Source organism: Aquabacterium sp. CECT 9606 (assembly GCF_918741295.1).
Classification (GTDB): Bacteria; Pseudomonadota; Gammaproteobacteria; order Burkholderiales; family Burkholderiaceae_C; genus Aquabacterium.
In genome coordinates this window covers 328,325-349,922 of sequence record NZ_CAKKNB010000003.1, presented here as the reverse complement: position 1 = coordinate 349,922, position 21,598 = coordinate 328,325, and the positions used below count along the sequence as shown (strand labels likewise).

Sequence of the window (21,598 nt, the reverse complement as noted above, 5' to 3'; positions counted from 1 at the left end):
CATGAAAGAAAAAGAAGCTCTTTTGCGGAAAGCCTCGGCCTTGGCGCTGACGGTGCTGGCGGCCACGGTGGCCCAGGCGCAAGACTTTTCGTACTCAGGCTTTGGCACCATAGGCGCGGCCATCTCCAACCAGGACTACCGCTACCAGCGCTTCGTCGATTCTGATGGCACCCTCATGCGCGACACCGTTTTGGGCGCGCAGCTCGATGTTCAGTTCACCCCGGAGTTCTCGGCCACGGTGCAGGGCAAGCTGGCGCCATCGGCCCGCAATGATGACGACTGGGACCTGACCGCCAGCTGGGCATTCGCCTCATGGCGGCCGAACAACGACTGGCTGTTGCGCGTGGGCAAGCTGCGCATCCCCTTGTACTTGTCATCCGAGAACCTGGACGTGGGCCAAAGCTATGACTTCGCCCGACTGCCCACCGAGATGTACTCCATCGCCCCCACGACCGACGTGACCGGGGTGTACATCACCCGGAACTGGGCCATGGCCAACTCCGAGCTTGGCCTGGATGTCTACAGCGGTGAAGCCAAGGTCTGGGTTCGCATGAACACCCGCGACACCGGCACCGCGTTCAACAAGTACGACACCCGGGTCAGTGGGGCTGTGTTGACCTGGCGCGCGGAAGACACCATGTTGCGGTTTGGCGCTCACCATGCCGTTACCCGGCCCGATGGTGGCCCCCTCAATCCCGTCAGCATCCAATCCGTGCCGACTTTTTTTGGCCCGATCTATGCGCCCGACGGCACCGCGCCGCAAATCAGGAACGACATCATCACCGTGGGCATTGACCAGAAACTGTCTGGCAATTGGCGGATCATGTTCGAGGCCGAGCGCAATATCCAGCACGACACCGACCTGGGCGCCAACACTGCAGGCGGCTACATCGCCATCTTGAAAACCATGGACAAGTGGACGCCCTATGTGTCGGCTTCGGTGTTGAAGACCGTGGGTGCCCCGAACCGCGCCCACGATGCTTTGAGCCAGTCGTCGGTGCCAGACGTGGCGCCGGGTGTGACCGATGTGATCAATGCCAGCCAGCGCCGTTTTGCCGATAGCATCCCCTTTTATGACCAGCATTCATTGGCCATCGGTGCCTCCTATGCGCTCACACCGCACAGCAAGCTGAAGGCCGAATGGCTGCACACCTGGGTGCGCAAGGGCTCGTCCATGATCGACTCGCCCAGCGGGGGCCCGGCTGTGGCGGACAAAGGCATTGACGTGCTGTCCATCAGCTACAACTTTGCGTATTAAGGAGTGCCCATGACACGCCTTAAATTCACCTTCGCATCGTTGCTGCTGGCCTTGGGGCCGCTGAGCCATGCCGCCGACCGCATCGTGGTCATTGGCCACCCCAACGTCCACAAGATCGACCTGACCACGGTTCAGCGCATATACATGGGCAAGACCATTGAAGTGGAGGGGGTGCGGGTGCGGCCCGCCAACGGCGCCCCCACCCTGGTGGCACGCCAGCGCTTTCTGAGCCAGTACCTGCAAACCGACGAGGACCAGTACGTGGCCTATTGGACGGTTCGCCGTTACGTGGGCAAGGGCACGCCCCCCCAAGAGGTCAAGCAGACGAACGAGATGATCGAGTTCGTGAGCAAGACACCCGGCGCCATCGGGTATGTTGATGAGGCGGATGTTCTGCCGGGGATGAATGTGCTGTTGAGGAAGTAGGCTTGAGCCTGATCAAGGCGACAGCATGCGGAAAAATTCCCGTGAAAAGTCATCTGCGGGGAAGAAGGTCTCAACCCGAAGTTCTTCTGCCGTGATGTCCAGCGCTGTGCCAAAGGTGGACACCATCGAGAACACCTTGATGGTGTGCTCGCCCAGGTCGTATTCCAATGGAAAGATGGGAGGGGGCATGGGCAGCACCCAGCCCTGCTGCTGCCAGTGCTCTGGCACGCCCGGAAAGCGGCATACATCGGTCAGCAACTGCCGCAATGCCACGTGTGTGGGGTCTGCCGCCACCTCACGCTGAAGCCGCGACAACAACAGCGGTGCCACCTGCGCCCAGTTTCGCAAACGCGGCTGCATGCCGTGCGGGTGAAAAGTCATGCGCATCACATTGCGCCCACCACTGGGATCAACGAGGCGCCAGAGCGCATCCGGCTCGCCCAACATCGCCGTGAAGCGTTGAGCAGGCCCATTGCTCATCACCATGTCCCACTGTCGGTTGACCACCAGGGCAGGGTAGGGCTCGTGATGCCGGAGCATCAACTCCAGGGCTTCGCGCACCGCTTTCATCTCGTCGTTCTGCAGTCCCCGTTGCTGAAAAATCGGCGCAAACCCAGCCGCAGTCATCAGCAGGTTGCGCTCACGCAGAGGCACGCCCAGCACCTCGGCCAACTGCAGCACCATCTCACGGCTGGGTTGCGCACGGCCTGATTCCAGAAAACTCAAGTGACGTTGCGAGACGCTGGCCTCCAGTGCCAGGTCCAGCTGCGAGCGTTTGCGCAAGTCACGCCATTGCCGCAGCAGCTTGCCAAACGGTGGCGGCTCATGGGGGCTCTGGCGCAAAGGTTCGGCGTTCGTCATGGGCCGCAGTATCCCTTCCCCGGTGGGCCGTTTCAATGACCTCCGAGGTAATTGCCCGATGTGATGGGTGAGCGGAACATGCAAGCGCACTTTGCCAACACACCGGAGAGCACCATGAGTTCACTCAAAACCATCCACCTGCGGCAAGGCCCGCTTCAATACCTGGACCAGGGCAGGGGGCAGCCCATGGTCTTTGTGCATGGGCTGATGGCCGACCACCAGCTTTGGGTGCCGCTTCTGCCAGAGCTGGGCCAAGGTGCGCGCTGCATTGTGCCCAACTGGCCGCTCGGCGCTCATGCCATGGCCATGAAGCCCGACGCGGATCTATCGGTGCCCGGTGTGGCCCGGCTCATTGCAGATTTCATCGAGGCGCTCGATTTGAGGGACGTGACCTTGGTGGGCAACGACAGCGGTGGGGCCTTGGTGCAGATGGTGTGCGCACGACACCCCGAGCGCATTGGCCGTGCGGTGTTGACCACCTGCGATGCCTACGACGTTTTCCCGCCGCCAGCATTTGCCACGCTCAAATGGTGGGGGCACGTTCCGGGCCTGGCCTGGGTGTCTGCGCAGTTGCTGCACCATGTGCCCTTGCTGAGGCGGCTGCCCATTGCCTTCGGCGACCTGACCGAAGCGCCCTTGGCCGACGACCTGATCGAGCATTGGCTCAAGCCCCTGCGCACGGATGCCGGCGTGCGCCGAGATGTACGACAGTTCCTGCGCAGCGTCTCCACCCGTTTCACGCAAGAATCTGGTTTTGCAATGCAGGGATTCAACCGGCCCGTGTTGCTGCTGTGGTCCACCCGTTGCCAGCATTTTCCAAAGCGTTTGGCAGAGCGTTTTCAGCGCGAATTACCCAATGCCAAGCTGCAATGGATCGACAGCTCCGGTGTCTTCCTGAGCCTGGAGCATGCGGGGCAGGTGGCCGACAACATCAGGCGCTTTCAACTGGAAAGCGTGTTGAAAGAACAGCCGCAGGGCAAGTCATGCGCCATGTAGCTTCAGTGATGCTGATCATCGTGGGGCTGATCCACCTGCTGCCGCTGTCCGGCGTGTTGAGCGCGGAGCGCCTGGCCACCCTGTATGGGTTGTCATTCCACGAGCCCAACCTGGCCATCCTCATGCGCCATCGCGCAGTGCTGTTCGGTTTGCTGGGTACTTTCTTCATGGCGGCTGCTTTCCGGCCGCCGTGGCAAGCCATGGCCTTGCCCGTGGGGGGCATCAGCGTGGTGTCGTTTCTGTGGCTGGCGGTGTCAACTGGCGGCTACAACGCGCAGATCACGCGGGTGGTGTGGTTTGATTTGTTGGCCTTGGTTTGCCTGGTGGTTGGGGGCTGCGCCTGCTGGCGTGTTCAATCTGGTATCTTCCAAGCCACGCAGGAGCCGTCGAGGAAATTCTTCCTCGATGGTGAAACGGGAACGCGGTGCGGCGCCAACAGGTGCCTCAAGCCGCGACTGCCCCCGCAACGGTAGGTGAGTGTGGTTCCGTCATCCGTGCCACTGGCGCGCAAGCGCTGGGAAGGCGACGGGACATGACTTGCGAGTCCGGAGACCGACCTGCGTGCCGCGCCGTGCCCTCAAGGGCCAGCGTGCGTTCAAGTGTTCCGTTCACGGCGGGTGGACGGTTCAGCGTTGTCGTGTTCGTCAATCCCTCTGCACAGGCTTACCTTCGGTTAGGCGGAAGGATCGCGGGTGCGCGCGACGCTTTCCTTCTTTGTCGAGTTCCCTCTCATGTTGTCTTCCGTATTTTTCCGCACCCCGGTTTCCGTGGCTTCCCTTCGCATGCCCGGTCCGTCGCGACATCGCAGTTGGACTGCTCCCTGCATCGCGCTGACGCTCACGGCCTGGGCCAGCAGCGCCACCTGCGCTGCCGAACCGGCCCCCTTGCCCGAGGTGACCGTGACCGGCCGCACCAGCGGTTCGGGGTTGCACCTGGACCAGCCATCGCCCACAGGATCGCGCACTGGCCTGACGGTGCGTGAACTGCCAGCCAGCGTGGAGGCGGTGAGCGGCGCGCAGGTGTTGGAGCGCGGCGACTACGCGATGCGCGAGGCCATCACCCGCACCGCGGGCTTGACCGACATCGCCAGCCCTGGTGATGGCGGCCTGTCGTTCTCGGCCCGTGGCTTCACCGGCACCAATTCCATCGGCCTGGCCGAAGACGGCCTGCGCCTGGCCGTGGCCTCGGGCACGCAGACCTACCCAATCGACACCTGGGGCTACGAGCGCATCGAGATCTTGCGTGGCCCGGCATCGGTGGTGTTCGGCTCGGGCACCGTTGGCGCGACCATCAACGCGGTGCGCAAGCCGCCGCAACGCGCGTCGGCCATTGAGACCTTGTTTGCTGCGGGCGACCACGGCAGCGCGCGGGTCGGCGTTGGCGCCACCGGCCCCATCAACGAGGTGGCCAGCTACCGCGTGGATGCCTACGGCCTGAGGTCTGACGGCGTGCGCGACCTCGGGCAGGCCAGCGGCGGCAAGCTGATGTCCACGCTTCGCATCGACCCGCGCGGGGACCTGCGCTTCGAGTTGATGGCCGACTACAGCCTGCAAAAACCCGAGCGCTACTTCGGCACCCCCTTCGTCAACAGCCGTCTGGATGATTCGCTGCGCAAGGAGAACTACAACGCCGCGGACAGCATCGTGCGTTACGAAGACAAGCGTTTGCGCGGACGGGCCAGCTGGCAGATCTCGCCAACCTTGAGTGTCAATGACGAGGTGTTCTACCTCGAGGCTAACCGACAGTGGCGCAACATCGAGGAATACATCTACAACTCTGGGACCAACCTGGTTGACCGCGACGTCTACCTCGAAATCCTGCACAACCAGACCCAACGCGGCAACCGGGCCGAGGTCGCCTGGAAGCCCTCGGGCCACAGCGTCGTGGCCGGTTGGGAGTACAGCACCATCGATTTCCAGCACACCAACAATGGCGCCGCCGGCGGCAGCTCCAGCGTGAGCTTGCACAACGTGGCCCATGGCAATTGGTCCAGCCCGGACGCGACCGCACCGAAGTTCAAGACCGACACGGTCGCGCAGGGCTTTTATGTGGAAGACGCTTGGCATGCGACCGACAAGCTCGTGCTGCTGAGTGGCCTGCGCCACGACCGGGTCGAAGTGACGCGCACGCAGCTGTTGGGCGGCGATGGCCTGGACCAGACGCTGTCAGGCACATCCGCCCGACTCGGCCTGACCTATACGCTGGCGCCACGCACCAACGTCTATGTGCAGTTCAGCAGCGGCCACGACCCGGTGACCAGCCTGGTGACACTGAACCTGGCCAACAAGGATTTCAGCCTCACAACCGGCCGGCAAGTGGAGGCGGGCATCAAGCAGAGCCTGGCCGACGGCCTGGGCGACTGGACTGCGGCGGTCTACCAGATCAAGAAGAGCAACATCGTCACGCAGGACACCAGCACGAGCCCGACCACCAATGTCCAGGGCGGCAGCCAACATTCACAAGGGGTCGAGTTGAGCGGCAACCTGCGTCCGACGCGGCAGTGGCGCCTCGAAGGCAACCTCGCAGTGCTGAGTGCGCGCTACGACCACCTGGTGCAGAACAGCGTCACCCTGGATGGCAAACGCCCCAACGACGTGCCGGAGTTGGTGGCCAATCTCTGGACGCACCACCGCTTCGGCAACTGGCAAGCCTCGGTCGGCGCACGCTACGTTGGCCGACGCTACACCAGCACGGCCAACACCGCGACGCTGCCGTCCTACACGGTGTTTGACGCCAGCCTCAGTTGGAACGTCAACAGCATGACGACCGTGCGGGCCCTGCTGCGCAACGCCGCCGACAAGGCATACGCGATTTCAACTTACGGCGACACGCAAGCGCTGTTTGGCGAGCCGCGCCGGGCCGAGCTGGTTGCTGAATTCGCGTTCTAAGCCGCATGAACATCTTCGGTGCCTTGCGCCGTGCATGGCGGCCTTGCCGTCGTGCGCTGTACCTCACCCATCGCTGGCTTGGCATCGTCGGCTGCCTGTTGTTTGCCATGTGGTTCGCCTCTGGGCTGGTGATGATGTACGTGGGCTTTCCGGCGCTGACGCAGGCCGAGCGCCTGGGCGGGCTGCCACCGCTGCGGATGGCCGAGGCCGTCTTGCCGCCAACCGCTGCGCTGGTGGCAGGCTCGGTCACCGAGACACCCGAGCGCATGCGATTGGAGATGCTGCATGCCGGCCCACGTGCCGAGCCGGTGTGGCGCATTGTCGATCAGCAGGGCAGACAGCAGGTGTTGTCGGCCCGCGATGGGCATCCGATGGGTCCGTTCAATGCGCACCAGGCCGAGATGATCGCTAGGGCGTTTGCGGGCCAGCCGCAGACACGCTGGGCCGAGACGCTGGAGCGCGACCAGTGGACGGTGCCTGGCGGCCTCGATGCGTTGCGCCCCTTGCACCGCATCGAGATCGGCGACGCTGCTGGGACCGAGCTGTACGTGTCGGCCCGCACGGGCGAGGTGGTGCGCGACACCTCGCGCCACGAGCGCTTCTGGAACTGGCTGGGCGCGGTGCCGCACTGGCTGTACTTCACACCGCTGCGCGCCAACCCGCCCTTGTGGCACGAGGTGGTCGTGTGGATCTCTGGCTGCTGCATCGTGTCTGCCGTCACCGGGCTGGTGCTGGGCGTGTTGCGCGTGCGGCTGCGGCGGCGCTACCGCCACGGCGCCGTCACGCCCTATCGCGGCTGGATGGCCTGTCATCACTTGGCGGGCATGGTCGGCGGCATCTTCGTGTTGACCTGGATCGCCAGCGGCTGGCTGTCGATGAATCCCACCGGCTGGTTCGGGCGCGGCGGTATCGACCCGGCGGCCATGGTGCGGTATCGAGGTGCCGAGCCATCGATGACCTTGCCTTGGCCACCAGCGGCGCTACCCGATGCGCGCGAGTTGCAGGTGCTGTGGCTGGCCGGGCGTCCACTGCTGCAATGGCACGATGCCAAAGGCCTTGCAACCGTGGTTGTTGCGGCAGACGGGCGACGCGCCGTGACCACGCAGCTCGATATCGAACAAGCCATCGGCCACGCCTGGCCGGGTGTGCAGATCAAGCGCAGCGTGCTGTTGACGCAGGAGGATCGGTACTGGTATGGCCACCATGGCACCGTGACATTGCCCGTGTGGCGCCTGGTGCTGGCCGACGACGCAGGCACCTGGCTGCACATCGATCCGGCCAACGGCCAGTTGTTGGGCAGCAGCACGCGCAACAGCCGGCTTGAACGCTGGCTCTTCAATGCACCTCACAGCCTGGACCTGCCGTGGTTGATTCAACACCGCCCGGCTTGGGACCTGGTGATCGCCACGCTGTGTCTCGCCGGTTTGGTCGTCGCTATCAGTGGCACGGTGGTGGGGTGGCGGCGGCTGCGAAAGTTGAGGGCCACCTCCTCGCGGCAACGTGGATTGTGAGATCGGGCAGCATGTGCCCATCCGGCACCTTGGTTCTATCTGCACGCGAACCAGCCAAGCGGGGATCCGAGCACGCATGGCTCAAGCGCCATGCGCTGGCCAAATTCTGCCCCGACACTTTGGGAGAACTCAAAGACACCGCCCGTCGCAAGCTCAAAAGCGGGCAGAAGCGAAAGCCCATCATCATGGCTTGCTGGAAGCAAGGTGAGCTCTGGTGATGCCATCGATCGAGCTTTATGGATTGTCTCTCCACGAACGACGGCTTCAGCCGGTGGTACAACGCTCACATTGCGCGGGGTGGTGTGGATCGACCTGGTGGCGCTGGTTTGCCTGGTGATCGGGGGACTGTGCTTTCTGAACGACATGCGGAGATGACTTGGCCTTGAGGCCGACTGGCCGATTTGCTCACACGCAGCAGCGGATCGGTCATGGACAGTGCCCTTGCCACTTCCTACGATGGTGTCCTGTTTGACGGGATACCGGGATTGAAAGTGAGCAGTCTTGACACATTGTTGACGGAAGACCAGCGCGCAATCCGCGACGCGGCCAGGGCCTTCGCGCAAAGCGAGCTGGCGCCCCATGCCGGCCAGTGGGACCGTGAAGGGCGCCTGCCCGATGGCACCGTGCGCATGATGGGTGAGCTGGGTTTGCTCGGGCTGCTGGTGCCTGACGAATGGGGCGGCGTCAAGACGGACGACCTGGCCTATGCCTTGTGCATCGAAGAAGTGGCCGCTGGCTGCGCTTCGTCGGCCACGCTCATGAGTGTGCACAACTCCGTGGGCTGCGTACCCATCCTCAAATTTGGCACCGACGAGCAGAAGCGGCGTTGGTTGCCCCGCATGGCCAGCGGCGAAGTAATCGGCGCGTTCTGCCTCACGGAGCCGCAAGCCGGCTCCCAAGCCGATGCCTTGAAGACGCGTGCGGTGCGCGATGGCAACGCCTGGGTGCTCGACGGGGCCAAACAGTTCATCACCAATGCCTCGCGCGCTGGCGTGGCCCTGGTGTTCGCCGTGACCGATCCTGCCGCTGGCAAGAAGGGGCTGTCGGCCTTTCTGGTGCCCGCCGGCACGGCCGGCTTCAAGGTGGGGCGCCCTGAAAAAAAGCTGGGCATCCGCGCCTCGGATACCTGCCCGATCGTGTTGGAGGCCTGCCGTGTGCCGGCAGCCAGCCTGCTGGGCCAGGAGGGCGAAGGCTTGAAGATTGCGCTGTCCAACCTGGAAGGCGGGCGCATCGGCATCGCGGCCCAGTCGGTGGGCATCGCACGTGCGGCGCTGGAGGCGGCGAGCCTCTACGCCAGCGAACGCGTGCAGTTTGACAAACCCATCGCAGAGCACCAAGCCATCGGCCACCTGCTCGCCGACATGCACACGCGTCTGAATGCCGCGCGCTTGCTGGTCCACCATGCGGCGCGGTTGCGCACGGCGGGCGTGCCTTGCATTTCCGAGGCCTCGCAAGCCAAGCTCTTTGCCTCAGAGACCGCCGAGTGGGTCTGCTCCAAGGCCATCCAGATCCACGGGGGTTACGGCTACCTGGAGGACTATCCCGTTGAGCGCCACTACCGCGATGCCCGCATCACCCAGATCTATGAAGGCACGAGCGAGATCCAGAAGCTCGTGATCGCCCGTCAACTTCTTCAGAACACACCAAGCCGGCCATGAGCACCACCTCCTCCTTGTACGACGCCCACCAGGCCGTTCGCCTGCTGATCAATGGCGAATTCGTCGCTTCCAACGCCACCGAGCGGCATCCCATCACCAATCCCGCGACGCAAGAGGTGCTGGCCTATGCGCCGTGCGCCACGGCGGCCGAGGTCGATGCCGCGGTGGCGGCCGCCAAGGCGGCTTTCCAGTCATGGCGGAACACGCCGATCGCCGTGCGCATGCGCATCATGCTGCGCTTGCAGACCCTGATTCGCCACAACCTGCCACGCATCGCCAGCATCCTCACGGCCGAGCAAGGCAAGACCCTGGCCGACGCTGAAGGCGACATCATCCGTGGCCTGGAAGTGGTCGAGCATGCCTGCTCGATCGGCACCTTGCAGATGGGTGAGTTTGCGGAGAACGTGGCCGGCGGGGTGGATACATACACGCTGCGCCAGCCCATCGGGGTCTGTGTCGGCATCACGCCGTTCAACTTCCCGGCCATGATCCCTTTGTGGATGTTCCCCATGGCCATCGCCTGCGGCAACACCTTCGTGCTCAAGCCTTCAGAGCAAGACCCGATGAGCACGATGGAGCTGGTTCAATTGGCCCTCGAAGCAGGCGTGCCGCCCGGTGTGCTGAACGTCGTGCATGGTGGCAGGAGCGTGGTGGATGCCCTGTGCACACATCCCGATGTGGCGGCCATTTCCTTTGTGGGTTCAACGGCGGTGGGCACGCACGTCTACAACCTGGGCTCGCAACATGGCAAGCGCGTGCAGAGCATGATGGGCGCCAAGAACCACGCCGTGGTACTGCCCGATGCCAACAAGACTCAAACGCTCAATGCCCTGGCCGGCGCCGCCTTTGGGGCAGCGGGTCAGCGTTGCATGGCGGCCTCCGTGGCGGTCTTTGTCGGGGACTCCAAAGATTGGTTGCCTGAACTGGTAGAGCGCGCCAAAAGCTTGAAAGTCAACGCGGGCGCCGAAGATGGCACGGACATCGGGCCGGTGATTTCCAAGGCGGCACAGCGGCGCATTGAGGAGCTCATTGCCACCGGGGCCGATGAAGGTGCCAGGCTGTTGCTGGATGGGCGAGGTGTGCGCGTGCCGGGCTATGAGGCCGGGAATTTCGTGGGGCCCACGGTTTTCGCTGGGGTCAACACCAAGATGCGCATCTACACCGAGGAGATCTTCGGCCCGGTGCTGGTGTGCCTGGAGGCGGATACGCTGACCGACGCCATCGCGCTGGTCAATGCCAACCCCTTTGGCAATGGCGTGGCCTTGTTCACCCAGAGTGGCGCCGCGGCAAGGCGCTTTCAAAGCGAGATCGACGTGGGCCAGGTGGGCATCAACGTACCGATTCCAGTGCCGGTGCCATTCTTCAGCTTCACGGGTTCACGCGGCTCCAAGCTGGGTGATCTGGGGCCCTACGGCAAACAGGTGGTGCAGTTCTACACGCAGACCAAAACGGTCACCGCCCGGTGGTTTGACGATGCGACCGTGTCGTCCGGCGTCAACACCACCATCAATCTTCGCTGAACAAGCGGCAGGAAGGAGAGGGCATGAAGATCGCTTTCATTGGATTGGGCAACATGGGCGCACCCATGGCCGGCAACCTGCTCAAGGCTGGGCATGAACTCGCGGTCTATGACCTCGATGCTGCGGCCTTGGATCGCCTGGCGACGCAGGGGGCCCGGCCAGGCGCGTCATTGGCCGACACCGTGGATGGCGCAGAAATGGTGATCACCATGTTGCCGGCGGCCCGCCATGTGGACAAGGTGATCAACGGTGAAGGCGGTGTTCTAGGCTACGTCCAGCCAGGCGTGCCCATCGTGGATTGCAGCACCATCGGCCCCGCCACCGCACGCCAACTGTCGGCCAGCGCCCAAGCCCACGGCAACGCGTTTGCCGACGCGCCCGTCTCTGGCGGCACTGGTGGCGCCGCAGCCGGCACGCTCACGTTCATGGTTGGCGGTGATGAAGCCCTGTTCGAGCGCATCAAGCCGGTGCTGCAATGCATGGGTCGCAACATCGTCCACTGCGGAGCGGTGGGCAATGGGCAAGTGGCCAAACTGTGCAACAACCTGCTGCTGGGCGTGACCATGGTGGGCGTGTCCGAGGCCATGTCACTGGGCACCAGCCAGGGCATGGACGCCAAGGTGCTGGCCGGGATCATCAACACATCGACCGGCCGGTGCTGGAGCTCCGACACCTACAACCCCTTCCCGGGTGTCATTGATGGTGCGCCCGCCTCACGGGGGTACACCGGCGGCTTCGGGGTCGACCTCATGCTCAAAGACTTGGGGCTGGCGATGGATGCGGCGCATGAAAAACACCAGCCTTTGCCCATGGGCGCCCTGGCTCAGGATCTTTACCAGCAATGGAGCAGCCAGGGCCAAGGTGCCCTCGACTTCTCCTCCATCATCAAGCTGCTCGCCACCTTGCCATCATCGCCATGATCGAACTCCAACTTCAAGACAGCACGGCCCTGATCACGCTGGCCCGCCCGCCCGCCAACGCTTTCAGCCTGGAAGGGCTGCAGCAACTGCGCGCCACCGTCCTCCAGCTCGACGCCGACCCGGCGGTGCGTGCACTCGTCATCACCGGCCAGGGGCCCAAGTTCTTCAGCGCGGGGGCTGACCTCAACACCTTCGCCGATGGCGACAAGGCCATGGCCCTGGCGATGGCCCAAGCGTTTGGGGCCGCGTTCGAAGTGCTGGCCGATTCGCGCCTGGTGACCATCGCGGCCATCAACGGCTATGCGATGGGCGGTGGGCTCGAATGCGCCCTGGCCACGGACATCCGCATCGCTGAAGCGCACGCGCAGTTGGCTTTGCCAGAGGCCGCGGTGGGCCTCCTGCCTTGTGCTGCCGGCACCCAGGCCTTGCCCTGGCTGGTGGGCGAGAGCTGGGCCAAGCGCATGATTCTGCTGGGCGAAAGGTTGGATGCGGCCACCGCCCTGCGCATCGGCCTCGTGACGGAAGTGGTGCCCACCGGCCAGGCGCTGGCCAAAGCCTTGGCGCTGGCGGAGCGCGTCTCCCGGCAAAGCCCCGACAGCGTGCGCGCCTGCAAGCAATTGATCCATGCCGCCCGTGAAGGCGTGCCGCGGCGTGCCGCACTCGCCCTTGAGCGTGAGTCTTTCATGGACTTGTTCAATGGCCCCAATCAGCGCGAAGGGGTCAACGCCTTTTTGGACAAGCGTCCGGTGGCATGGCAATGAGCGAAGTGCAACTGCAGATCGTCAACAAGGTTGCCCTGATCACGCTGAACAGGCCACAGGCACTCAATGCGCTGTCGCACGGCATGGTGCTGCAGTTGTACGCGATGCTGCAAGAAGTGCAGGCCGCCCCAGCGATCCGAGCCGTGGTGCTGCGCGGCAGCGGGGCCAAGGCCTTTTGTGCCGGCGGAGACGTGATCGCCATTGCCCAGAGCGTGAAAGATGGCAGCGCATTGCACCGGGACTTCTTCATCGACGAATACCGCCTTGACCTGTGCATCCACACCTTCTCCAAACCAGTGGTGGCCTTCATGCATGGCATCGTCATGGGGGGCGGCATGGGGCTGGCCCAGGGCGCGAGCCTGCGCCTGGTGGCCAGCAATGTGCGCATCGCCATGCCAGAAACACGCATTGGTTTGATCCCCGACGTTGGCGCCTCGTACTTCTTTTCAAAGTTACCAGAGCCGCTTGCCCGCTACCTGGCGCTCACGGCGACAACGATTGGCGCCCAAGACGCCATCTATGCCCAGCTGGCCGATGCGCGCAGCAAGGTCGACGATCCGGAGGCATTGCCCGCATTGCTGGAGGCGATCGATTGGTCTTCGGGCATCAACGTGAGCGATGCAGATCAGTTGCGGGCCGCCTTGAGCATGGATGATCCAGCAACGAAGATCGAATCGGCCATGCTGGCAAAGCAATGGCCCACGATTTTTGAGCATTTCCAGCCTTGGGCCTCGTTGACCGAGCTGGTGCACAGACTCACGACGGACGGCAGCCCCTGGGCGCTGGCCACATTGGAAAGCTTGCGCAGCCATTCCCCCTTGATGCTGGCCCTGACCTGCGAATCTTTGAAGCGCGGGCGGCATCTGCCCTTGAAGGACTGCTTCAAGATGGAGTTCGGCTTCATCCAGCAGGCTTTGTCTTGCGGTGAGTTCACCGAAGGGGTCAGGGCCTTGTTGGTCGACAAGGACCGCAAGCCCAACTGGACAGTTCCGCGCATCGAGGATCTGACGCCATCGGTGATCGAGCATGCCATCCGCCTGGCGGATGAACGTTCAAGGTCCGTCACGCTGTGATTTCTCGAGTGTGCCCCGCCGGTAGTCGGATGGGCGCATGCCCGTCCACTTTTTGAACGCGCGGTGAAACGCCGGGGCTTCGGCAAAGCCGATGTCGTGCGCGATTTGTTCGATGGACGCCCGGTCCTCCCGCAATGCCGTGATGGCCATGTCCCGGCGCAGGTGATCCTTGATGGCTTGGAAGGTGGTGCCCTCTGAATCCAGGCGGCGGCGAAAGGTGGCTTGCGCCATGTTGAGGGAGGCTGACATGGCGTGCAGATCTGGCCAATCGACCGGCCGAATGTGACGCAAGCGGGTACGGACCTGGCCAGCAATGCTGTCCGTGTTGCGGTACTTCACCAGAAACACATCGGGTGCCCGTTGCAGGTACAGGCGCAGAGATTCAGCGCTTTGCAAAACCGGCTGCGTCAACATGGACGCGGGCATGACCAGGGTGCCATCCTGTGCACCAAAGGCCAGTTGCTCGCAAAACATGACCTTGTATTCGGCCTCGAAACCAGGCGCATGGCCGCCCAGGCCACAGCTCAGGATCGGTATGCGACGCGCGATCAGCCAGCAGGCCAGGCCATACGCCATCATGAAATAGGTGGCGTGCGCGAACGGTGTGGTGCGCGCCTGGTCATCTTGCAGACGCAGCGTGGCCGTGTGTTCATTCACTTCCAGGCTGGCATGCTGGCCCTCGAAGACGAGGCCTGTGTACCTGCACAGCCTCTTCAAGGCCACATGCAGGCTCTCGCTGCTCAACAGGGCCTGGCAGAGCAGGGCATAGGTGCCCGGCTTGGCAGGCCGCGGGCCCAATGCAAAAAACTCGTCGCCCAGGTGCAGTGCTATCTGGCGCCAAAGCTCGCCGAACTGCCGGGGCGATACCCGCGACAAGGGCTCGTCCAGGAAATGCCTCGGGATGGCGGCCTGTTCAAGAACCTGGTCAAGCGGCACGCGGCTGCGCACCCCAGCGTGCAAGGCTTGCTGGACGAAATGGATCGAGATGGTGTCCGGCTCGACCGACGGGCGCCGCATGTTGACCAAGCAGCAGGCCCTCAGCGAGCGGCCATCCGCAACGCACCGTCCAGCCGGATGACCTCGCCGTTCAGGTATTCGTTCTCGATGATGCTGCGTGCCAGCGCCGCGTACTCGGCCGGCCGACCAAGGCGGGCAGGGTGGGGAACCGTCTGGCTGAGCGACGCTTGAACTTCTTGCGGCAAGCCCATCAGCATCGGGGTTTCGAAGATGCCTGGTGCGATGGTCAGCACACGTATCCGGTCCCGCGCCAGATCGCGTGCGGCGGGCAAGGTCATGGCCACCACACCGCCCTTGGAGGCCGCGTAAGCCGTCTGGCCAATCTGCCCATCAAAAGCCGCCACCGAGGCGGTGTTGATGATCACGCCTTGTGAGGATGAAGCGTCCTGGTCATGGCCTGGCACGCCCGATGACAGCATGGCGGGCACGGCCAGCCGCATCATGTTGAAGGTGCCGATCAGGTTGACCCGGATCACCCGGGAGAAGTTGTCCAGGCTGTGCGGGCCATTTTTGCCGTGGATTCTCTCAGCTGGGCCGATGCCTGCAGCGCTGACCAACACGTCCAAACGGCCAAAGCGCTTCAAGGCAGTGTTCACGGCTTCAGCGGCACTGGCTTCGTCGGCCACGTCGGTGCGCACATAAACCAGTTTGTCACTGGCCGGCAGGGCATCGGGCTTGGGCTCGGCCAAGTCGGCGATGACAACGCGGGCGCCGGCGTGCAAAGCCATGCGCGCCGTGGCGGCGCCAAGGCCGGAGCTGCCGCCGGTGATCAACACAACGCTGTTCGAGATGTCCATGAATGATGTCTCCTTGAGTCAAAGTTTTTTAAAGCAGCTCCACCGCCACGGCGGTGGCCTCACCGCCGCCAATGCACAAGGTAGCGATGCCCTTGCTCAATTGGCGACGGCGCAAGGCGCCCAGCAAAGTGACCAACAGCCTCGCACCGGTGGCGCCGATGGGGTGCCCCAGCGCGCAGGCGCCCCCATGCACATTGACCTGGTCATGTGGCAAATCCAGATCGCGCATGGCGGCCATCGTCACCACGGCAAACGCCTCGTTGATCTCCCAGAGGTCGACATCGGTGGTTTGCCATCCTGTTCTGGCGAGCAGCTTGCGCACAGCGCCTGCGGGGGCGGTGGTGAACCAACGCGGTTCCTGGGCATGGCTGGCATACCCGGCGATGCGCGCGATGGGCTGCACGCCCAAAGCGGCCGCGGTCGATGCGCGCATCATGAGCAGGGACGCGGCGCCGTCGGAGATGGAACTGGCGTTGGCCGCCGTCACCGTGCCATCCTTGCCAAAGGCCGGCTTCAACTGGGGGATCTTGTCCAGCTGTGCCTTGAGCGGTTGCTCGTCATGCTCGACCACAGATTCGCGGCCGCGCACCACGTCGCGCACGGGCTCCACCTCCCACGCGAAAGCACCTTGCTGGATGGCCCAGTGGGCACGGGTGGTCGACTCGATGGCGAACGCGTCCTGGTCCTGCCTGGTGAAGCCGTATTCGCTGGCGCACAGCTCGGCAAAATGCCCCATCAACTGGCCTTTGGTGTCGGGTGCATAGGCGTCTTCCAGCCCATCGAGGAACATGTGGTCCAGCACCTGGCCATGGCCGAGCCGCTGGCCCGAACGTGCCTTGGGCAGCAGGTATGGTGCGTTGCTCATGGACTCCATGCCACCGGCCACGATGACCTGGGCTTGCCCCGCCAGCAGTGTGTCGTGGGCCAGCATCACCGCCTTCATGCCCGAGCCGCAAACCTTGCTGACCGTGGTGCAGGCGGTGGCGTGCGGTAGGCCCGCTTGCAGCGCTGCCTGGCGCGCAGGCGCTTGCCCAAGGCCCGCCGACAAGACGCAGCCCATGTACACCTCGTCGACCAAGTCTGGCGCCACGCCAGCGCGCGCCATGGCGGCCTTGATGGCATGCGCACCCAACGAGGGCGCCGGGATGTGGGAAAGGCTTCCTTGAAAGCCGCCCAATGGGGTTCTGGCCACGGCAGCAATCACGATGGGATCGGTCTGATTCATGTTCGTCACCTCAGGCTCGCGTCAGTTCACGCAGGATGATGTTGCGCTGAATCTCGCTGGTGCCTTCGTAAATTTGCAGCACTTTGGCATCGCGGAACAGCTTTTCAACCGGGAATTCGGTGCTGTAGCCCATGCCGCCGTACACCTGGATCGCCTCCGTGGCGGCCCACATGGCCGCATCGCAGGCAAAGGCCTTGGCCATGGCGCACTCCGCGGTGTTGGGCTGGCCCTGGTCGGCGCGCCAGGCGGCCTGGTAGGTCAGCAAGCGCGCGGCCTCCAGTTTCATGCTCATCTCGGCCAGCTTGTGGCCCACCGCCTGGTGCTCCAGGATGGCCTTGCCCATGGAGCGCCGCTCTTTGGCATAGGCCAGGGCCTCGTCCAGGCAACGCTGCATCACGCCCAGTGCGAAGGCTGCGGCCATCGGGCGCGATCGATCGAAGGTGCGCATGGCGATCGAGAAACCTTCACCTTCCTGGCCAAGCCGGCTGGACTCGGGCACGTGAACCTCGTCAAAGAACACCTCGCAGACGGGCGCCGCGCGCTGGCCAAGCTTGCCCAATGGTTCGCCCACTGACAAGCCGGGCGCTTCACGCTCAACCACAAATGCGCTGATGCCCTTGTGGCCCGCGTCCATGTCGGTCTTGGCGAAAACCACCATGAAGCTGGCCAATGAAGCATTGGAGATCCAGATCTTGCTGCCTGTCAACTTGTAGCCACCGTCCACGCGTTTGGCTTGCGTTCGCAACGCGGCCACGTCGGACCCGGCCGCAGGTTCGGTCAAGGCAAAACTGGCGAACTGACCGGCGGCCAGCCTGGAGAAATAAGCCTGTTGTTGCGCTGGCGTGCCGGCAATCAGGATCGGCTCGCTGGCCAGCGCGCTGATGGACAAGGCCGCGCCGATGCCCAAGCAGCCTCTGCACAACTGCTCGGTCACGAGGGCCACTTCCATTGCACCAAGCCCCCCGCCGCCATATTCGGTTGGCAAGGCCAGGTTCAACAGGCCCAGTTCCAGCGCTTTGGCTTGAACGGCGATAGGAAATTGCTCGTCGCGATCCGCCTTGGCGGCCAGTGGAATGATCTCGCGGTCCGCGAAGGTGCGGGCCAGCTCCTGGATCATCTTTTGTTCGTCGGTCAGCTGGAAGTGCATGAAATCTCACTGGCCGATCAAGCCAATTTGGTTGCTTTGGGTGATGGCGATTGTAGGAATGAGAACCCTGCAAGCGCTTGCCGCACCCGCCGATTTACTTGCATAATCAGCCAAAAATGAGTCACCCGTCTGCCACCACAGTTCCCATCGACTTTGCTCAACAGTTGCTCGACGGGCCCGCCTTGTCCAGCGCCATCCGCTTGTCGATCCTTCAGCAAACGGGCATTCCAACTGAGTTGCTGGCGTCACCCCAAGCGCGTGTGACCACGGACCAATTCGCTGCGCTTTACCGCCTGGTTGCCACCCACACTGGCGATGAAAGCCCGGGCATGTTCTCGCGCCCACTGAAGCCAGGCACGCTCAAGTTCCTGGCCCTGAGCGTGGTGCAGGCCTCCAGCCTGATCACCGCCTTGCACCGGTTCACCCAGTTTTTTCAATTGGTCCTGGACGACCTTCACTTTGAGCTCGTGTCGTCGCCAGAGCAGGTCAGCGTCATCCTTCGCCCGCAGACCGAAGCCGTGCGCCAGCATCGGTTCGCGCAAGAGGTGATGCTCAAACTCGTGCATGGCATGGCTTCGTGGCTGGCAGGCCGCAAGATCCCGATCACGCGTGTTGACCTGGCCTACAAGCCGCCTGCTTACGCCTCTGACTATGTTTACCTTTACCCCGGCCAGGCCAGCTTCAACCAGGCGGTGACGGCCATCCACTTCGACCGGCAGTTGCTGCAAGGGCCCGTGAGACAGCGTGCCGATGCCATTGGCGACTTCCTGCTGCGTGCGCCCGCCGACTGGATGTTCGTTTCTTTTGCCGAGCGATTCGTGAGCCACCGTGTGCGCGAGCAGCTTGAAAGCACGTTGCGTGAGTTGACCCGAATTGAAGATGTGGCCAAAAGCCTGTTGATGTCCACACGGACCTTGGCGCGGCGGCTTGAGCAAGAAGGCACGAGTTTTCAGTTGCTCAAGGACGAGCTGCGGCGCGACGTCGCCATCCGCTTGCTGATGCAGACGCATTGGCCGCCCGAAGAGATCGGCGTGCAGATCGGCTTTGAAGACCCAACCACCTTTTACCGTGCGTTCAAGCGCTGGACGGGCTGCTCACCGGGGGTGTACCGGCGCAGCGGTGGCAGGGTTGCCGCTTAATCAGCCCTCATCAGCCATGGCTGCACAAAGGCAAACCAGCCGCCAACCAAATAGACGGCCAGGCTGAACAGATACAGGCGCCATGAGGTCTTGCGTGTCTTCAAGCAGGCCATTCGCAATGCAGGGTCGGCCGGGCAGGGCGCGGATTTGTTTCGCCATTGAAGCAAGCCGCTACCCACCATGGCCACCGCTGCGAACACAAACAGGCCAGCCTTGTGCTCACTCAGCCACACCACCTGCGGGAAAACCGAGACCAGCGATGAAAGCGCCGCACCCGCGCCCAGCGCCACCAGCAGGGCGGGCAGGGCGCAGCACACCAAGGTGCTGGAGCTGGCGAACAAGCTGAGCACGGAAGTCCACAGGCTGGCCCTGGACTCGATGATGCCGTCGGCACTCACTTGGGGGCCTTCATGTCGGCCTTGATCTCGGCGACTGACTTTTCAACCGTCTCCAGGCTGATCACGTCGTACCCGGCGTCCTTGATCTCAGCCGTGATCGTTTTGCCGTCCAGGGTTTGGCCGGCCTTGGCTTCCACGGCCACCACTTTTTGCTTCAGGTCAACATAGACCGCCTGCGTGGCGGGCAACTTGGACAAGCGCTTTTCAATGCCTTGCGCGCAGAACGCGCAGACCATGCCATTGACCGTGGCCTTGATGCTGGTGGTGGCCCAGGCTGGGGCAGTGAAGCCGGCGATCAATGCCACGGTGACCAGAATGCGTGATGGGTGTGTCATGGTTTTGTTCCTTCAAAAGATGTACATGAAATTCGCCCGAGCTTGTTTGGAGTTGTTGACTCCCAGCTCGACGAAATAGCGGTTGTGGATGAGGCGCAGCATGGGCGTGACCTCTGTTTTGTCTGACAGGCCCCTCATCCGGCGGGCCTCGACGATGAACCAGGGTTGGATCTCGTCGTAGTCCACCTCGTAGAACGAGAAGCCCGCGCGGACCGAGGCAAAGTCGTGGTTCAAGCCGCTTGCGCGGTACAGGCGGCCCGTCGCGGCCACGTAGACGCGGGTGGTCTCGTAGTCCACTTGCAGGCCGGGCGCCCAGGCCAGTTTGGAACCCGAGAAGTCATTGCCCTGGATGGCGCCGGCACCGGCGAAAAACCAGACGTTCGCCTGGGCATGAGGCAGATTCCAACGTGTCACCAGGCGGGTGTAGTTGACTTCGGCGAGCGTGCGCGTCTTCGACTTGTCATCAGAGCGCATGTACAAGCCACCGGCCCCCACCGCATCGCGCGCTGTCAGAGCGTAGTTGACCCAGGACTCCCGCCAGTTGGGGCTGAAATCGCCCATGGCCATCGCGCTGTCCTTGAAGCCCATGGGCGCCGACTGCGCCGCGCTGCTGACGGCGATCCCTGCCGCAAGGGCAAACAGCCACCTCATGGCCTGGCCTTGAATGGTTGTTGATTCATTGCATCTCCAGCGGTGGCTCTGGGATGAGCCACGGTTCATGTCACCGCAGAAACTGCGGACGCACTTTGGGCTTGGAGATCAAAAAATGGGCGGCTTGGCGGTGGGGGCCACCAGGGCACTTGCGAAGTTGGCGGCGCCAAACAAGGGCTGGGTATCTTTGGCAGCCGTGACCACATCAAATCGGCTGAAAGCCAGATCGGCGAAAGGAATGCACAAGCCACAGGAGGCGCAGTTTTTCATGTCGGGCTGCGTCTGGTTTGTCTGAGCTTGGTCGGCCTGCGCGTGCATCGGGCATGCTGTTGGCATGGCATCTGCGACATGGGCAACGGCGCTGCTTGCGGCCATCTGAAAACTCATGAGATCGCCAGCCCAGCCTCGCAAGGGAAGCAACACGATCATGATGAGGACAAGCAGCCGGTGCATGGGGCGATGATAGCTGAGCGGCAATGGGTTGAGCGGCGCTTAGGCGCCGGTTAGGGTTCCTGGCAAGAGTTCCAATCCTCGTCTTCACAAGCGACCTGACCGTCCAGCTTGAACCAGTTCTCTGTGGGGTTGCCAATGCAGGGCACGTTAACAGGACGTCTTCCCAGAACAGAGGCCGTAACACCGGCCTTGTGGGTGGGCATCAACGCCTCGTCAACTTCTGAAAAGACCGTGTACGTGGTGCTCTGTCGCTTAAAGGACAACGATGTCCGGTCAACTCCGGGACGAAAGTAATGAAACAAGGCCGCGCTGCTGCGCTTGCCAGGTTCTTTGACCGTGATATCCAGTTCAACGTTTTGGCCCGTGCCGAACCGATAGGCTATGTAGGGTCGTGCAGCGCCGGCCGGTCTCAGCGCGGAGCACACAGATATCACTTTTGTCCTGGATGTGCTGCACGAAAAGACAATTTCCTCTCTCGGCTGGCACAGCGATTCTGCGCCGGCCACAGCACACGTCGTGAGCAGTACCGCGCCGATAAGCAGAGTTTTTTGCATCCGCGCCCTG

Annotated in this window: 21 protein-coding genes, 1 pseudogene and 1 riboswitch; of the genes and pseudogenes, 12 read left to right on the top strand and 10 right to left on the bottom strand. The window is 63.2% G+C overall.

All coding sequences use genetic code 11. The features are described from left to right. Nucleotide 1: 1 nt before the first annotated feature. Nucleotides 2-1,258: a hypothetical protein gene (locus LQ232_RS14310; protein WP_230181022.1), complete on the top strand. Its 1,257-nt coding sequence runs from the start codon at nt 2-4 to the stop codon at nt 1,256-1,258. Between the two features lie 9 nt (nt 1,259-1,267). Then, the gene (locus LQ232_RS14305) at nt 1,268-1,684 is read left to right on the top strand and encodes a hypothetical protein (RefSeq protein ID WP_230181021.1); all 417 of its coding nucleotides are present in this window, start codon (nt 1,268-1,270) and stop codon (nt 1,682-1,684) included. A 12-nt stretch (nt 1,685-1,696) separates the two neighbouring features. On the opposite strand, the gene LQ232_RS14300 is transcribed toward LQ232_RS14305, so the two are convergent. Continuing rightward, nucleotides 1,697-2,545 carry a helix-turn-helix domain-containing protein gene (locus LQ232_RS14300; protein WP_230181020.1) on the bottom strand — a complete coding sequence of 283 codons (849 nt, stop codon included), beginning with the start codon at nt 2,543-2,545 and terminating at the stop codon, nt 1,697-1,699. 114 nt (nt 2,546-2,659) lie between these two features. On the opposite strand from LQ232_RS14300, the gene LQ232_RS14295 reads away from it, so the two are divergent. From LQ232_RS14295 to LQ232_RS14255, 9 genes and pseudogenes are all read left to right on the top strand, one after another. After that, on the top strand, nt 2,660-3,541 hold the full coding sequence (locus LQ232_RS14295; protein ID WP_230181019.1) for an alpha/beta fold hydrolase: 882 nt from the start codon (nt 2,660-2,662) through the stop codon (nt 3,539-3,541). Nucleotides 3,542-3,902: 361 nt separating this feature from the next. Next, nucleotides 3,903-4,117, top strand: a riboswitch (cobalamin riboswitch). Between the two features lie 155 nt (nt 4,118-4,272). Then, complete coding sequence (locus LQ232_RS14290) at nt 4,273-6,429, top strand: TonB-dependent siderophore receptor (protein ID WP_230181018.1); 2,157 nt, start codon at nt 4,273-4,275, stop codon at nt 6,427-6,429. Nucleotides 6,430-6,434: 5 nt separating this feature from the next. Beyond that, nucleotides 6,435-7,940 carry a PepSY domain-containing protein gene (locus tag LQ232_RS14285; RefSeq protein ID WP_230181017.1) on the top strand — a complete coding sequence of 502 codons (1,506 nt, stop codon included), beginning with the start codon at nt 6,435-6,437 and terminating at the stop codon, nt 7,938-7,940. A gap of 74 nt (nt 7,941-8,014) precedes the next feature. Continuing rightward, nucleotides 8,015-8,158 (top strand): annotated as a pseudogene (locus tag LQ232_RS14280) (IS630 family transposase); the annotation flags it as partial. Nucleotides 8,159-8,431: 273 nt separating this feature from the next. Further along, nucleotides 8,432-9,598 (top strand): acyl-CoA dehydrogenase family protein, encoded by a 1,167-nt coding sequence (locus LQ232_RS14275; RefSeq protein ID WP_230181016.1) that lies wholly within the window; start codon nt 8,432-8,434, stop codon nt 9,596-9,598. Further along, nucleotides 9,595-11,118, top strand: a complete 1,524-nt coding sequence (locus LQ232_RS14270) for a CoA-acylating methylmalonate-semialdehyde dehydrogenase (RefSeq protein WP_230181015.1) — start codon at nt 9,595-9,597, stop codon at nt 11,116-11,118. The genes LQ232_RS14275 and LQ232_RS14270 overlap by 4 nt, the downstream gene beginning before the upstream one ends. A gap of 23 nt (nt 11,119-11,141) precedes the next feature. Beyond that, nucleotides 11,142-12,038, top strand: coding sequence for a 3-hydroxyisobutyrate dehydrogenase (gene mmsB / locus LQ232_RS14265; protein ID WP_230181014.1), 897 nt, complete (start codon nt 11,142-11,144; stop codon nt 12,036-12,038). After that, on the top strand, nt 12,035-12,799 hold the full coding sequence (locus tag LQ232_RS14260; RefSeq protein ID WP_230181013.1) for an enoyl-CoA hydratase: 765 nt from the start codon (nt 12,035-12,037) through the stop codon (nt 12,797-12,799). Before mmsB ends, LQ232_RS14260 begins: the two co-directional genes overlap by 4 nt. Next, complete coding sequence (locus LQ232_RS14255) at nt 12,796-13,872, top strand: enoyl-CoA hydratase/isomerase family protein (RefSeq protein WP_230181012.1); 1,077 nt, start codon at nt 12,796-12,798, stop codon at nt 13,870-13,872. The genes LQ232_RS14260 and LQ232_RS14255 overlap by 4 nt, the downstream gene beginning before the upstream one ends. On the opposite strand, the gene LQ232_RS14250 is transcribed toward LQ232_RS14255, so the two are convergent. The 4 genes from LQ232_RS14250 to LQ232_RS14235 are packed head-to-tail and all read right to left on the bottom strand — an operon-like array spanning nt 13,852 to nt 18,058. Then, nucleotides 13,852-14,889 carry an AraC family transcriptional regulator gene (locus LQ232_RS14250; RefSeq protein ID WP_230181011.1) on the bottom strand — a complete coding sequence of 346 codons (1,038 nt, stop codon included), beginning with the start codon at nt 14,887-14,889 and terminating at the stop codon, nt 13,852-13,854. The genes LQ232_RS14255 and LQ232_RS14250 overlap by 21 nt on opposite strands. A gap of 20 nt (nt 14,890-14,909) precedes the next feature. Beyond that, nucleotides 14,910-15,686, bottom strand: a complete 777-nt coding sequence (locus LQ232_RS14245; RefSeq protein ID WP_230181010.1) for an SDR family NAD(P)-dependent oxidoreductase — start codon at nt 15,684-15,686, stop codon at nt 14,910-14,912. Nucleotides 15,687-15,714: 28 nt separating this feature from the next. Then, nucleotides 15,715-16,911, bottom strand: a complete 1,197-nt coding sequence (locus LQ232_RS14240; protein ID WP_230181009.1) for an acetyl-CoA C-acyltransferase — start codon at nt 16,909-16,911, stop codon at nt 15,715-15,717. 10 nt (nt 16,912-16,921) lie between these two features. Further along, entirely contained in the window at nt 16,922-18,058 is a 1,137-nt protein-coding gene (locus LQ232_RS14235; protein WP_230181008.1) for an acyl-CoA dehydrogenase family protein, read from the bottom strand. A 116-nt stretch (nt 18,059-18,174) separates the two neighbouring features. On the opposite strand from LQ232_RS14235, the gene LQ232_RS14230 reads away from it, so the two are divergent. Then, the gene (locus LQ232_RS14230; RefSeq protein WP_230181007.1) at nt 18,175-19,197 is read left to right on the top strand and encodes an AraC family transcriptional regulator; all 1,023 of its coding nucleotides are present in this window, start codon (nt 18,175-18,177) and stop codon (nt 19,195-19,197) included. Here LQ232_RS14230 and LQ232_RS14225 read toward each other — a convergent pair. The 5 genes from LQ232_RS14225 to LQ232_RS14205 form a co-directional block, all read right to left on the bottom strand. Further along, the gene (locus LQ232_RS14225) at nt 19,194-19,595 is read right to left on the bottom strand and encodes a hypothetical protein (protein ID WP_230181006.1); all 402 of its coding nucleotides are present in this window, start codon (nt 19,593-19,595) and stop codon (nt 19,194-19,196) included. The two genes, LQ232_RS14230 and LQ232_RS14225, sit on opposite strands and share 4 nt — an antisense overlap. Next, complete coding sequence (locus LQ232_RS14220) at nt 19,592-19,930, bottom strand: heavy-metal-associated domain-containing protein (protein WP_230181005.1); 339 nt, start codon at nt 19,928-19,930, stop codon at nt 19,592-19,594. Before LQ232_RS14220 ends, LQ232_RS14225 begins: the two co-directional genes overlap by 4 nt. A gap of 12 nt (nt 19,931-19,942) precedes the next feature. Next, a complete protein-coding gene (locus tag LQ232_RS14215) occupies nt 19,943-20,581 on the bottom strand; it encodes a hypothetical protein (protein WP_230181004.1) in 639 nt (212 codons plus the stop codon). 108 nt (nt 20,582-20,689) lie between these two features. Continuing rightward, entirely contained in the window at nt 20,690-20,851 is a 162-nt protein-coding gene (locus LQ232_RS14210) for a hypothetical protein (RefSeq protein ID WP_230181003.1), read from the bottom strand. A gap of 233 nt (nt 20,852-21,084) precedes the next feature. After that, a complete protein-coding gene (locus tag LQ232_RS14205; RefSeq protein ID WP_230181002.1) occupies nt 21,085-21,588 on the bottom strand; it encodes a hypothetical protein in 504 nt (167 codons plus the stop codon). Nucleotides 21,589-21,598 lie beyond the last annotated feature (10 nt).

Coding starts and splice junctions, on each gene's coding strand:
- LQ232_RS14240 (WP_230181009.1), bottom strand. CDS start 16,911: ATGAATCAGACCGATCCCATCGTGATTGCTGCCGTGGCCAGAACCCCA.
- LQ232_RS14220 (WP_230181005.1), bottom strand. CDS start 19,930: ATGACACACCCATCACGCATTCTGGTCACCGTGGCATTGATCGCCGGC.
- LQ232_RS14250 (WP_230181011.1), bottom strand. CDS start 14,889: ATGCGGCGCCCGTCGGTCGAGCCGGACACCATCTCGATCCATTTCGTC.
- LQ232_RS14310 (WP_230181022.1), top strand. CDS start 2: ATGAAAGAAAAAGAAGCTCTTTTGCGGAAAGCCTCGGCCTTGGCGCTG.
- LQ232_RS14215 (WP_230181004.1), bottom strand. CDS start 20,581: ATGAGGTGGCTGTTTGCCCTTGCGGCAGGGATCGCCGTCAGCAGCGCG.
- LQ232_RS14255 (WP_230181012.1), top strand. CDS start 12,796: ATGAGCGAAGTGCAACTGCAGATCGTCAACAAGGTTGCCCTGATCACG.
- LQ232_RS14285 (WP_230181017.1), top strand. CDS start 6,435: ATGAACATCTTCGGTGCCTTGCGCCGTGCATGGCGGCCTTGCCGTCGT.
- LQ232_RS14210 (WP_230181003.1), bottom strand. CDS start 20,851: ATGAAAAACTGCGCCTCCTGTGGCTTGTGCATTCCTTTCGCCGATCTG.
- LQ232_RS14235 (WP_230181008.1), bottom strand. CDS start 18,058: ATGCACTTCCAGCTGACCGACGAACAAAAGATGATCCAGGAGCTGGCC.
- LQ232_RS14230 (WP_230181007.1), top strand. CDS start 18,175: ATGAGTCACCCGTCTGCCACCACAGTTCCCATCGACTTTGCTCAACAG.
- LQ232_RS14295 (WP_230181019.1), top strand. CDS start 2,660: ATGAGTTCACTCAAAACCATCCACCTGCGGCAAGGCCCGCTTCAATAC.
- LQ232_RS14300 (WP_230181020.1), bottom strand. CDS start 2,545: ATGACGAACGCCGAACCTTTGCGCCAGAGCCCCCATGAGCCGCCACCG.
- LQ232_RS14270 (WP_230181015.1), top strand. CDS start 9,595: ATGAGCACCACCTCCTCCTTGTACGACGCCCACCAGGCCGTTCGCCTG.
- LQ232_RS14260 (WP_230181013.1), top strand. CDS start 12,035: ATGATCGAACTCCAACTTCAAGACAGCACGGCCCTGATCACGCTGGCC.
- mmsB (WP_230181014.1), top strand. CDS start 11,142: ATGAAGATCGCTTTCATTGGATTGGGCAACATGGGCGCACCCATGGCC.
- LQ232_RS14205 (WP_230181002.1), bottom strand. CDS start 21,588: ATGCAAAAAACTCTGCTTATCGGCGCGGTACTGCTCACGACGTGTGCT.
- LQ232_RS14290 (WP_230181018.1), top strand. CDS start 4,273: ATGTTGTCTTCCGTATTTTTCCGCACCCCGGTTTCCGTGGCTTCCCTT.
- LQ232_RS14245 (WP_230181010.1), bottom strand. CDS start 15,686: ATGGACATCTCGAACAGCGTTGTGTTGATCACCGGCGGCAGCTCCGGC.
- LQ232_RS14305 (WP_230181021.1), top strand. CDS start 1,268: ATGACACGCCTTAAATTCACCTTCGCATCGTTGCTGCTGGCCTTGGGG.